Source organism: Pseudomonas sp. PSKL.D1 (genome assembly GCF_028898945.1).
Taxonomy (GTDB): domain Bacteria; phylum Pseudomonadota; class Gammaproteobacteria; order Pseudomonadales; family Pseudomonadaceae; genus Aquipseudomonas.
The window spans coordinates 2,630,537-2,642,769 of record NZ_CP118607.1 but is presented as its reverse complement, the minus strand read 5'-3'; the positions used below and the strand labels follow the sequence as shown (position 1 = coordinate 2,642,769).

Below are 12,233 nucleotides of genomic sequence, written 5' to 3'. Positions count from 1 at the left end.
ATTCGTCTTAAACAACAACACGAGGCATTTTTTTTAAATAAAGGCTGCAGATTTGCCGTTCTCATTCGTCCTAGTAAGTGAGCCACCCATATTTCGGGACAGTCCACGAAAAGGAGCATTCGCAATGTACAACCCGCAACCTTCGATGCAGACCGGGCAAGCCCCGGCCCAGGTGGCCAACGGGCAAAACACCGGCGGGGACGAGCGCCTCGGTAACGAACAGATCCGTGAGCTGCTGCGCACCTATGGCCTGCGCACCAGCCTGATCCGCCTGAAGGTGATCGACGCACTGCATGCCGCCGACCGCAGCGGCCGCAGCATTGGCGTGCGCGGCGTGCACGCGCAGCTGGAACAGCTGGACATTCCGCTGTCGTTTCTGAGCGTGCGCGAAGTGCTCAAGCGGCTGTGCACCGAAGGCGTGATCACCTTGGGCAGTGACAAGTGTTACAGCCTCAACCCGCAAGCGCGTGCGGTGCTGGAGCAACCCGCCGCACGCTGAGTGCCTGGCCGGCCAAGGCTGGCCGGCCTGCTTGCATCAAGGCTTGACCTTGCGCCGCAAGATCCCGTTGATCACCACGACCACCACGGCAATGGCAATGGCCAGAATCTGGAAGGTCTGCTCACTGATCGTACCCTCCTTCTGCAGGTGGGACAGGCCCAGCATCAGGCCCAACACCACCAGGATGATCAAAACGGAGTATTTGAGGCGCTGCACGTGTGTCATGAAAGAATTCCTTGCTACATCAGGGGCAAAAGGGCTCGCAACGAGCCGCCGCAATCATACAACGCCCACGGCCACCGGCGCTGCATTTCCTGCTTGCCAATTCCCGAATGGGGTGCGCGCCATTGATGCGCCCTTCAGAAGCGTGCAATGCGGCAAATCAAGGCTCAAATGCTAGCCGTGAAGAACTTTCCTACGCAAAAGGCAATCACTGCCTGCAAAACGTGTTCACAGAAACTACAACAACCGAGCCACTTGGCGCCTAGCGACAGTGTTCCCTGCTCACTGAAAATCCACCCATGCCAACGACACGACGCCGCTGGCACATGTCATCCGACCATGACGGATTTTCACAGCATCGCGTCCCAACTACCGCGAGGGAGCTACACATGGAATTGCCAGATCTCACATCCATCGACGTCAGCCAACTGCCGCATTCGCTGCAGGCACTGATTGAATGCATCGGTATTGAACACGCCTACCAGCTGACCTGCGCCTACGGTGGCAGGCCCAAGTACATCCCAAAGCACCGTGAACGCACCAAACTCGCCGACGTGCTTCCGCCTATGGCGCTCGACGCCCTGATCAAGCGCTTTGCCGGTGTGGCGCTGGAAATCCCCAAGGCGGACCACTTCATGCGCCAGCTGCGCAACCTGCAAATCCAGAAAGAAAGTGCCGACGGGCTGTCACGCAGCCTGCTGGCTGACAAGTACGGCCTGAGCCTGCGGCAGATCGGCAACATCCGCCGCCAGGAGCATTGCACCCGCTGACGGCAGACGCACCGGCCGCCGCTGGCGGCGGCCGTTTCAGAAGTCGCGTTTGTAGAAGATGTCCAGCGAACTGGCCAACCCGCTGGCCGCCTCCAGGTAAACCTTCTTGCTGAGCTTGTAACGCAGCGCGATGGTATTGGCTGGCTCGAACACCCCCACCCCGTAACGCAGGCTGAGTTTCTCCGTCAGGTTGCCACTGGCCACCACGCTGGTGGAGTTGCCGGAACCCTCGGTGTCCAGCTGGAAATCATCAATCCCCAGGCTCGACGCAAGGCTGCCGGTGATGCCGGCGCTGCCCGCCAAGCCCAAGCCAAGGGCGGCCTCGGCCAGCATATTGTTGTCTTCCCCCGAGTTGCCGAGCGGGCGCCCAAGCACCAGGTACGACAGCGCCTGCTCCTGGCTCATGGCCGGCTCCGAGAACACTTTGGTGGTGGGTTGCTCGGCGCTGCCGCTGAGGCGGATGCCGGCAATCACGTCATCGACCTGGCGAATGGCTTCAATATCCAGATACGGCTGGTCGATGGGGCCGGCGAACAGCAGGCGTGCGCGGCGGATGGTCAGGCGCTGGCCATAGGCGCGGTACCGGCCATCGGCCAGGCTCAACTCGCCACGGGTGTCCATGTTGTCGCCAATGTGCACGCGCCCGAGCAGGTTGGCGGTCAGGCCAAAACCGCTGAAGGCGAGTTTTTCCTGGCCCACGATCACGTCGATGTCCATGGCCATTGCCATGGGCGGTTTACCCTCTTCGGTCTGGTGGCCAACGATGACGGTATCGTCCGACACCTTTACCGTGGACGGGGGCAGTTCGCGCACGGTGATCTTGCCTTTGGGCACCAGTACCTTGCCGGTGACCGCCAGCTTGTCGTCGATCAGGCGCAGGGTCAGGTCGGGGGCGACTTCAAGGGCTGCGTAGGGTTCTACGGCCACTGGCAACTGTTGCCCTTGCAGGCGCAGGTCCATGCCCAGTGCCTGGCCCCAGGTGAGGTTGCCGCTCAACTGGCCGCGGCCCGCGTCGCCGCTGCGCCAACCGCCGTTGAGCTGTACTTGTTCGCCGGCAATCAGCGCCTGCAACGACAGGTCGTGCAAGCTTACCGGCAGCTCGGCGCCACTGACTTCTCCCCCGCTGAGCGCCAGGTTGCCGTTGACCTTGGGAGCCAGCAAGGTGCCGGTCAGCTGGCCACTGCCATTCAACTGCCCGGCCAGGCGTTCGACCATGGGCACGAACGGCCTAGCGATGGACAGGTCCAGGCCGGCAAGCCGGAAGTCACCCGACAGCGGTTTGTCCTTGCCCAACGGGTCCAGGCGGGTATTGAGGCTTAGCTCGCCCAGGCGTTCGCCACGGAAATTGAGCCGGGTGTCGATGCGACGCGGCGCCAGGGTGCTGTCCAACCGCAGTGCCTGATAGGGGAAGTCCACCCAGCGACCGTTGTCGCGCACCCGCAAGGTGCCACCGCTGGCATCGACGCTGACCGTGCCCTTGGGGCCGCTGGCGGGGATATCCAGGTTGATGTCGGCATTGAGCAACCCTTGCCAGGCGAAATCTTTGGGCAGCCATTGGGCCAGGCTGTCCAACGGGAATTGCTTGAGGTGATAGCGCAAGCGCGGCTCCGGTGCCAGGCGTTGGTCCTCGCCGCACAGGCTGGCCTGGCCCGAGCGCCAGCAGTGGGCGCCGAAGTCCAGTTGGCCGCTGGCCAGCCGCTGCAGGCGGGCCGGGGCTTGCAATTGCCAGTCCTGGCCGCCGGCCTGGATGCGGCCACTGGCCAGGCGGCCTCGCCAGTCGCCTTTGGCCAGCTGGCCGTCCAGGCCGAGGTCCAGCTTGAGCTGCGGGCCGTCCAGCGCCAGCGTCAGCGCCTGCTGGCGGATATCGCCCTTGCCGTTGGCCTGCAGCGTACCAAGCGCGGTTTCACCCAGGCGGATGCCGTTGGCCTTGAGGTCGATTACAGCCCGCTGGGCGCTGTCCAGCTGCGCATCCAGGTCGAGGCGTTGAATGCGGTTTTCTGCCTGGGCCAGCTGCTGGCCTTGCAGGGTCAGGGTGCCTTGCGGTTTATCGAGCGTGCCGCTTGCGTCCAGCCGGCCCTTCACTTGGCCCTGCAGCCGGGGCCATAACTGGCCCAGGCGCGGCAAGTCAAGGTCGATGCGCCCGGCAAGGCGTTGTTGCAGGCTGCCGCTGCCGGTGATGCGGTTGTCACCCAGTTGCACGGCGAGGGTGCCGAGGGTCCAGGCCTGCCCTGCCCCTTGGGCGTCCACTTTCAGCAGCGCGGGCTGGCCGCGCAGGCGGCCCTTGAGGTCTAGTTGTGCATCAAGGGTCAGCTGGTCACCTTTCATTTCGCCTTTACTGCGCAACGGGCCGGCCAGGGTGCCGGGCAGTTCGGCCAGCCAGTAGGCGGGGTCTAGCGCCGACAGTTGCAAATCGACGTCCCAGGCCAGGGTGTCGGCAAAACGCACGGCGACGCTGCCGGCAGCCTTGCCCTGCCCCGCCGTCAGCGCCAGCTGGGGCAGACGCGCCTGCTGCAGGTCGCCCTCGAAGGGGCTGGCCAGGCTGAACGCGCCTGCCGGGCCGTCGAGGTCGCCGCTGAAGTCGCCTGTGTAATTGCCGTCACGGTACTGCACCTTGGCGTTGAAGCGTTTGAGCGTGACTTGTGGCGGCGATTCCAGCGGGTAAAGCCGCAGCCACGGGAAGTCCTGCCAGTCGATTTGTGCGTCGGCGGCCAGGCCATTTTGCCAGTCGGCTGTGGCCTGCAACTTGAGGTGCTGGGTGTCGCTGGCCGTCAGGTCCAGGGCATCCAGTTTTGCCCCCTTTGCATCAACCTTACCCGCCAGGGCCAGCAGGACGGGAGACTGCTCCGCGGGCAGGCTGGCTCTGCCAGTCAATTGATAGCCCTTGCTCAGGTCGCCCTGGGCCTGCAGCACGAGCTGGTTGAACTGCACGGTATCAGGCAGCGATGCCGTGGGCTTGAAGGCTTGCGAGCGAATCAGCAATTTGGCGGGCAAGTGCTCGGCCAAGGCTTGCAGCTCGCCGGTCAGCTGTGCATTGAGGTAACCACTGCTGGTGGCATCGAGTTCGAGGGTCTTTTGCAATTCACCCTTGGCGGTCAAAGCCAACTGCCAGGTTTGCCCATCCACGGCAGGTAACTGTACCTGGCCCTGCAGCTGCGTCGGCCAGTCGCCCTCAGGCTGAACTTCGCCCTGCACGCTCAAGCGCAGGTCATCACGCTGCAGCTGCAGGCTGTCGATACGCAGCCCGTTGGCCGTCCAGTGTGCCGCCAGGTGCAGGTCGCCGAGCAAGTCACTGCCATCCAGGCGCAACTGGCCGAGCTGAACGTCGCCCACCTCGATGGCGATCGGCAGCCGCAACGCAGGCAATTGCACAGGCCCGCTTTCGGCCGGTTGGTCGCTTGGCGCGAAGGCCATGTCGATGCGCTGGGCATGCAACTGGTCAATACACAGCGTAGCCCGCAGCAAGCAGGCGGGCGACCAGTTCAGCAGCGGGGCCTGCACCTCGACGCGGCTGCCACCGTCCACCCAGGTCAAGCGGCTGGCTTGCCACTGGCCCGCCAAACGCCCTTGAAAATCGGCAACATCCAGCCCCGGCACGCGCCCCAAGGCCCAGCGGCTGCCGCCCTCGGTACCCACCAATACCCCCAACGCCAGCACCACCAGCAGCACACTGCCCAGCACGCCCGCCACAATGAATTTGAACACACGCATCACAGCTCGGGCCCCATGGAGAAGTGCAGGCGAATACCGCCGTCGTCATCAAGCGCTTTGGCCAGGTCCAGGCGCAGTGGCCCGACCGGCGATACCCAGCGCACACCGAAGCCGACACCGGTTTTAAGGCTCGGCAGCTCAAGGGTGTTGAAGGCGTTGCCCTGGTCGACAAAGGTTGCCACCCGCCACTTCTCGGTCAGTGAGTACTGGTACTCGACACTGCCCGCCACCAGGTAACGGCCACCGATGCGGTCACCGTCGCTGTTCTTGGGTGACAGCGTCTGGTAGTCGTACCCGCGCACGCTCTGATCGCCACCGGCAAAGAAGCGCAGCGAGGGCGGGATGTTGTTCTTGTAGCCGTTAGTGGCGCTGCCGCCGAACTGCACACGCCCCAAAAAGCGGTGGTTGTGCCCCAGGGTGGTGAGGCCTTTGAGCAGCACGTTGCCGTGCAGCAGGTTGGTGTCCGACACCAGCCCTTCCTTGGCCACCTGGGTATCGAACTGCAAGCGGTAGCCATTGTGCGGGTCGATGCGGTTGTCACTGCGCAGGTACGAAAAACTCACGCCCGGCATCAACAGGTTGCTCAGGCCAGAGTCATCCCCCAACCGGTATTCTTCACGCTGGTACTTGAGCGAGATCACCCGCTGCCAGCCGCTGGGCAGCTTGCTGTGCCATTCCGGGCCGACGGTGAGCAGCTTGCTGAGGGTATCGGTGCCAGCGATTTCTTCGTTTTGATAACCGCCGGCAAAACGCAGCTTGTCGGTGAGCGGCGGATCGAGGGGTATGTCGTACCACAGGCCGACGTTTTGCCGGGGGGCGGACAGTTCGGTTTCCCAACCGTAGCTGTGGCCCTGGGGGTTGACCCAGTGGCGGGTCCAGTTGGCCTTGCCACGCGGGCCGACGTCGGTGGAAAAGCCAAGGCCCAAACCCATGGTGCGGGGTTTGCGGGTGTCGAGGTGCACATCCACCGGCACTTCTTCGGCCACGGCGGCAGTGGGTGCGGCATCCACCCGCACGCCTTCGAAATAGCCGCTGGATTGCAGGTCGTTGTTGAGTTCGGCAACCAGCTCTGAATCATACGGAGTACCCGGCTTGAACGAGACCATGCGTTGCAGCAGGTCCTCGTCCAGCGGTGTGTCGCCACTGAACTTCACGGCGCCCAGCCGGTAGCGTGGGCCGCTTTGGTAAACCAGCTCGATGTCGGCCACACCGGCCTGGGGGTCCACGGCCAGGCGCTGGCGGCTGAAGCGTCCGCTGAAGAAGCCGTACCGCGACGCCTGGTTCTGGATCAGCCGCTTGGCATCTTCGTAGAGCCCATGGTTGAGGGGCTCGCCGGCCCGCAAGGCTTTGCTGTCAGGCACGCGAAAGGCTTTCATTTCGCTGGCCGGGCCTTCGATACGCACGCTCACGTTGCGCAGGCGCACCGGCTCGCCGGGTTCGATGTGAATGATCAGTTGCGGGGGTTGGTCGGCCTTGGTGGGCGGTTTGACCTCGGTGTCGATCTGCGCCTGGTAATAGCCAAGTGCCTGCGCGGCCTTGCGCGTCTGCTCCTGCGCCCCGCGGCTGAAGCGCAGCAGCGCTTCTTCGTCGCGGTCCCCCAGGGTGCCGATGTAACCTTCGACATTCGCCTTGAGCGCTTTGTTGGCCGGTTTTACCTGCACCAGCAACTCGCTCTGGCCCCATGCTGCGAAACTGGCGGCCCAGAAAACCAGGCCCCAGCTTAATCTTCCTGAATACGTCATGCGGCGCATGCTACCAGAGCCAGGCGGTCAAGGGAGCCGTCTGGCGCCCCTTCAGGCAATTGTCGGCATCGACGACGTCGGGTTCGGGTGAAAGAACACCCTTTCGCGGATTGGCCCTACAGCTACCTCGCCGATTTCCTCATAGCCCTGACGCTGGTAAAACGCCAGGTAGTGCTCGTTGCCCGAGTCCAGCACCACGCCTTGGGTGTTCGGGTCTTCGGCGCACCAGTCGTGCACCGCTTGCAACAACTGCTCGCCGTAATGCTGGCCACGAAACTGCGGGTGTACGCCCAGCAGTGGCAGCATGTGCACCTGGCCACTGGGCAGGCAGCTGGCCAATGCGGCCTGATAGTCCATGTAGCGCCGGGTGCAGCGCTGGCCGGTGCCCAGCCACATGCGCAGGCGCCAGGCCCAGCTGTCGGCCACCCCGAGCCGCCGCTGCGGCGGCACGATCAGCGCCAACGCAATCAGGCGATCGTCCAGCAGCAGGCCGATGGCGGGCAGTTGCAGGTAGAAGTGCTGACGCACCCACTCGCGCACCATCACGCGCAAGCGCCGTTCATAACCGGGGCGCTGGGCTTCGAAAATGTAGGCGAAGGTGGGCTCGTGGCGGTAAGCGTTGTACAGCAAAGAGCGCGCCTCACGGCTGTAGCCGTCATCGAGCGAGCAGATACGGGCCTGGGCGGCAGTGGCGGCTTCGGGCATTGCGGGCAGTCCTCCTGGAAGTGGCATCTACAGCCTTGGAGGTGCACCACTGCGCATCGTTCACCCCGTTGACTGCACGTTAGCAGTGCCCAGGCGATGCCGCCATGCTGGTGATGAGGGCCGATGTCGGCTAGCATCCGGCCTTTTACCAGGATCGTCTTTCCATGAAGATTGTCTGTTTCAACATCAACGGCCTGCGGGCGCGCCCGCACCAGCTGGCGGCGCTGATCGACAAGCACCAGCCAGACGTCATCGGCCTGCAGGAAACCAAAGTCAGCGACGATCAGTTCCCGTTGGCCGACGTCCAGGCGCTGGGCTACCACGTGCACTACCACGGCCAGAAGGGCCACTACGGCGTCGCCCTGCTGTCGCGCCAGGCGCCATTGAGCCTGTTCAAAGGCTTTGCAACCGACGAAGAAGACGCCCAGCGGCGCTTCATCTGGGGCACCTTCGCCGATGCCGACGGCACGCCGATTACCATCATGAACGGCTACTTCCCGCAGGGCGAAAGCCGCGACCACCCCACCAAGTTCCCCGCCAAGCAGCGCTTCTACACCGACCTGCAGGCCCTGCTGGAAACCCAGTTCAAGACCGACCAGCCGCTGCTGGTGATGGGCGACATGAACATCTCGCCCCAGGACTGCGACATCGGCATTGGCCCGGACAACGCCAAGCGCTGGCTGAAAACCGGCAAGTGCAGCTTCCTGCCGGAAGAGCGCGAATGGATGGAGCGCCTCAAGGGCTGGGGCCTGGTGGACAGCTTCCGCCACCTGCACCCGGAGGTGGCAGACCGCTTCAGCTGGTTCGACTACCGCAGCCGCGGCTTCGAGGACGAGCCCAAGCGCGGCCTGCGCATCGACCTGATCATGGCCTCCCAGGCACTGGTACCTCGCATCAAGGCCGCCGGGGTGGATTACGAACTGCGCGGCATGGAAAAGCCTTCAGACCATGCGCCCATCTGGCTGGAACTGAGCTGATACCCCTGCTGCCGGCCTGTGAGCGCATGCGCTCACAGGTGCCTGCTGTCTAAATCACTTCTTCGAAGGGCAACCCGACATAGTTCTCGGCGATGTTCGTAAGCCCAGCCGTCGACGACAGGAAATACTCCCGGTCGGCTTCCTGCATCTTCTGGTCCCAGGCATCCTTGTGTTCGCCAAAGTCGTGCAGCAACTGGGTCATGAACCAGCTGAAGCGCTCCCCTTTCCACACGCGACGCAATGCCAGCGGCGAATACTGCTGCAACAGGTCGGTGCGCCCTTCGCGGTAGACCTTGACCAGGATGCGGTACAGGTAGTTGACGTCGGAGGCCGCCAGGTTCAGCCCCTTCGCGCCGGTGGGCGGCACGATGTGCGCAGCGTCACCCACCAGGAACAGGTGCCCGTACTGCATGGGCTCGACCACCAGGCTACGCAGCGGGGCAATGCTTTTTTCCAGTGATGGGCCGGTGACCAGGCGTGTGGCGACATCGTCCGGCAAGCGCGCCTTCAGCTCATCCCAGAAGCGCTCGTCGGGCCAGTTTTCCACCCGTTCCTCCAGCGGCACTTGCAGGTAGTAGCGGCTGCGCGTCTGCGAGCGCTGGCTGCACAGTACGAAACCGCGCCTGTGGTGGGCGTAGATCAGCTCATGGTTGACCGGCGGGGTATCGGCCAGCAGGCCCAACCAGCCGAACGGGTACACCCGTTCATAGTGCTTGAGCACGCCGTCGGGGATGCTCTGCCGGGCGATGCCGTGGAAGCCGTCACAGCCAGCGATGTAGTCGCAGTCCAGGCGCTGCTGCTGGCCATCCTTTTCATAGGTCAGGTAGGGCCGTTCACCTTTGAGGTCGTGGGGGCGCACGTTGCTGGCCGAATAGATGATCGGTGCACCGCTGGCCTGGCGTGCCTGCATCAGGTCACGGGTGACTTCGGTCTGGCCATACACCATCACGGTTTTGCCACCGGTCAGGCCTTTAAGGTCCAGGCGCTGGCGACGCCCCCCCACCAGCAGCTCGACACCTTCATGCACGAGCCCTTCCTGGTCCATACGCTCGGCTACACCGGCTTCGCGCAGCAGGTCGACCGTGCCTTGCTCAAGCACGCCGGCGCGAATACGGCCAAGGACGTACTCAGGCGTCTGCCGCTCGAGGATCACGGTGTCGATGCCAGCCTTGTGCAGCAACTGGCCCAGCAGCAGGCCAGACGGGCCGGCGCCGATGATTGCAACCTGAGTCTTCATTGTTGTTGTCTCTTGTTGTTTGGGTTTGCACTTGCATTTTTACGGGCTAGAGCGGCCAAATAAGTGTGCTATTCGATGCAAAAACTGCACTTTTATAAAAATCGTTCGATTAACGGACAGGTAAGGCCTGCATGAAATCCACGCTCCAAGGCGTCCCGTTGTTCCAGCTATATGGTGAAAACCAGGCCTGGCCCGGCACCGACTTGCTGCACTGTGAGTCGATACCGGCACGCAGCCGCCTGCACCACTGGGAGATCAGGCCGCACCAGCATGCGGACCTGTTCCAGCTGTTGTATGTGCAGCGCGGCCACGCTGAGGTGGAAATCGAAGGGGTACGCAGCACGCTGGATGAAGCAGCGATACAGGTAGTGCCGCCGCTGACCGTGCACGGCTTTCGCTTCAGCGCCGACATCCAGGGGCATGTGCTGACGTTCGGCACCGCGCTGGTGACCGAACTCGAACAGCGCCTGGGTACGCCGCTGGGTGTGCTGACCAACGCAGCCTGTTACCCGCTCGGCAGTGATCGCCTGCACCTGCGCTGCCTGATCGACACGTTGCAGCAGGAGTACCAGGGTAACGCGCCAGCGCGCGCTACCTTGCTCGAAGCGTTGGTGACCGCGCTGATGGTGTGGATCAGCCGCCAGCAGCCGGGCCAGGCGCCACGCAACCGCGATGAGCGTGATCGCCAGTTGCTCGGGCAGTTTCTGCGCCTGGTCGAAGCGCATTACCGCGAGCACCTGCCGGTGGAAACCTTTGCCGAGCGGCTCAAGGTGCCCAGCCTGCAGTTGAACCAGCTGTGCCGGGCACTCAGTGGGCAAACCGCGTTGCAGGTGATCCATCAGCGGCTGCTGCTGGAGGCGCGGCGTAACCTGGTTTACACGCGCATGAGCATCGGACAGCTTTCCGACAGCCTGGGGTTCAGTGACCCAACCTATTTTGCGCGGTTCTTCAAGCGGCTGAGTGGGCAAACGCCCAATGGGTATCGGCGATCGGTGCTGGGGCGGTAGTGTGGTTGTCGGTAAAAGGTAGGTGCCTGGGAGATCGCGCGGCGCATCGCGGATGAATCCGCTCCTTGTATGTTGTGTCTGGCCTGGCGAGAGTGGTTATGCTCGTCAGGCTGAAGAAGCACTTCCGGGGAGGCCGACCGCTCCTGAAGGCAGGGATGGCCCTGACCTTGTATGTAGAGAGGCCCCCCGCCTCATTGCCCACTACGAAGAGTATCGAGAAGCCGACAAGTCGGACTTCGCATTACAAGGTTGCAGCGGCATGAAGTTCGAGGTCGGGGAACCGGAGGCCATTGTTACCTAACTCGCTTGGGAGGGGGAAGAATGAGTGTCTGGGTTGGTCTCGATATCGGCTCACGTACTTCGATCGCCGGGGTGCGCAAAGATGGGCGTCCTGCCGGTCAGTGGGATATCGCTCAAACACCGGCAGGCCGTAAGGCTGCAGTAAAAAAGCTGCTGGCACTCAAGCCCAAGTCGATCGTGATGGAGGCGACCGGGATCTATTACTTGGACTTGGCCCTTGAGCTACATGCGGCCGATCTCCCTGTTTCAGTGATCAACCCCAAGAGCTTCCACAATTTCGCCAAACTGATGCTGGTGAACAGCAAGACCGATGCAATAGATGCTCAACTGCTGTCCGAGTACGGCGAGCGTATGACACCACGCTTGTGGACACCCCCAAACCCTGTGCAGCTTGAGCTGCGAGCTCTGGGTCGACATATCAATCGATTGGTGGGACACCGCACCAGGGCAAAAAACGAGCTGCATGCATTACAGGCAACGGCTACGACCGTGTCGATGCTGATCGAGGATCAAGAGGAAGCGATTGTTTCACTGGATAATCGAATTGAGCGCTTCCGTAAGGCAGGTCGCGAGCTGATCGCCCAGTGTCCGACGCTTACTCGGCAGTACAAGCAGCTACTTGCAGGTCCCGGGATGGGAGAAGTCTCGGCACTTGCTGCACTCGCTGAACTGACCACCCTTCCTCAAATGCTCAAGTCCTCGCAGGTAGCTCGCCACGCGGGACTCGATGTTCGACAGACACAATCGGGGACGAGCATTGATAAGCCCGGCAGACTCGGCAAAAGTGGGAATGCGTACCTGCGGGCAGCCATGTACATGCCTGCCTTGACCGCGGTGCGCTGCGACCCTTATGCGAGGGCTTTTTACGAGTCGCTGGTCAACAGGGGCAAGAAGAAAATGCAGGCCATCGCTGCCGTCATGCGTAAGTACCTGACAGGCATCTGGGCATGCATGCGTGGAGATGAGCCATTTGATACGGCCAAGCTTTTCAGCGCTGAACACCTGAGAAAAGCTTGACCGCCAACAGAGTATCTACATTTGTTGCAACGTGCCGAACCTGTGAGGC

At 62.7% G+C, this 12,233-nt stretch carries 10 protein-coding genes; 5 read left to right on the top strand and 5 right to left on the bottom strand.

All coding sequences use genetic code 11. The features are described from left to right. The first annotated feature begins 124 nt into the window (after positions 1–124). The gene (locus PVV54_RS11735; RefSeq protein WP_274910095.1) at positions 125–499 is read left to right on the top strand and encodes a fe2+ zn2+ uptake regulation protein; all 375 of its coding nucleotides are present in this window, start codon (positions 125–127) and stop codon (positions 497–499) included. A gap of 36 nt (positions 500–535) precedes the next feature. Here PVV54_RS11735 and PVV54_RS11730 read toward each other — a convergent pair whose 3' ends face one another. Beyond that, positions 536–724, bottom strand: a complete 189-nt coding sequence (locus tag PVV54_RS11730; protein WP_274910094.1) for a hypothetical protein — start codon at positions 722–724, stop codon at positions 536–538. Between the two features lie 386 nt (positions 725–1,110). On the opposite strand from PVV54_RS11730, the gene PVV54_RS11725 reads away from it, so the two are divergent. Next, entirely contained in the window at positions 1,111–1,491 is a 381-nt protein-coding gene (locus PVV54_RS11725) for a Mor transcription activator family protein (RefSeq protein ID WP_274910093.1), read from the top strand. A 36-nt stretch (positions 1,492–1,527) separates the two neighbouring features. Here the strand turns inward: PVV54_RS11725 and PVV54_RS11720 are convergent, their stop codons facing one another. The 3 genes from PVV54_RS11720 to PVV54_RS11710 are packed head-to-tail and all read right to left on the bottom strand — an operon-like array spanning position 1,528 to position 7,646. Next, positions 1,528–5,202 carry a translocation/assembly module TamB domain-containing protein gene (locus tag PVV54_RS11720; RefSeq protein WP_274910092.1) on the bottom strand — a complete coding sequence of 1,225 codons (3,675 nt, stop codon included), beginning with the start codon at positions 5,200–5,202 and terminating at the stop codon, positions 1,528–1,530. After that, positions 5,199–6,941, bottom strand: a complete 1,743-nt coding sequence (locus PVV54_RS11715) for an autotransporter assembly complex protein TamA (RefSeq protein WP_274910425.1) — start codon at positions 6,939–6,941, stop codon at positions 5,199–5,201. The genes PVV54_RS11720 and PVV54_RS11715 overlap by 4 nt, the downstream gene beginning before the upstream one ends. A 51-nt stretch (positions 6,942–6,992) precedes the next feature. After that, positions 6,993–7,646 (bottom strand): GNAT family N-acetyltransferase, encoded by a 654-nt coding sequence (locus PVV54_RS11710; protein WP_274910091.1) that lies wholly within the window; start codon positions 7,644–7,646, stop codon positions 6,993–6,995. A gap of 164 nt (positions 7,647–7,810) precedes the next feature. Between PVV54_RS11710 and xthA the strand changes: the two genes are divergently transcribed. After that, positions 7,811–8,623: an exodeoxyribonuclease III gene (gene xthA, locus PVV54_RS11705; RefSeq protein WP_274910090.1), complete on the top strand. Its 813-nt coding sequence runs from the start codon at positions 7,811–7,813 to the stop codon at positions 8,621–8,623. Positions 8,624–8,672: 49 nt separating this feature from the next. Here the strand turns inward: xthA and pobA are convergent, their stop codons facing one another. After that, the gene (gene pobA, locus PVV54_RS11700; protein ID WP_274910089.1) at positions 8,673–9,860 is read right to left on the bottom strand and encodes a 4-hydroxybenzoate 3-monooxygenase; all 1,188 of its coding nucleotides are present in this window, start codon (positions 9,858–9,860) and stop codon (positions 8,673–8,675) included. A gap of 131 nt (positions 9,861–9,991) precedes the next feature. Here pobA and PVV54_RS11695 point away from each other — a divergent pair, with 131 nt between their 5' ends. Both PVV54_RS11695 and PVV54_RS11690 read left to right on the top strand, forming a co-directional pair. Next, on the top strand, positions 9,992–10,867 hold the full coding sequence (locus PVV54_RS11695) for a helix-turn-helix domain-containing protein (RefSeq protein WP_274910088.1): 876 nt from the start codon (positions 9,992–9,994) through the stop codon (positions 10,865–10,867). Positions 10,868–11,188: 321 nt separating this feature from the next. Then, on the top strand, positions 11,189–12,184 hold the full coding sequence (locus tag PVV54_RS11690; protein WP_274907733.1) for an IS110 family transposase: 996 nt from the start codon (positions 11,189–11,191) through the stop codon (positions 12,182–12,184). The last annotated feature ends 49 nt before the right edge of the window (positions 12,185–12,233 follow it).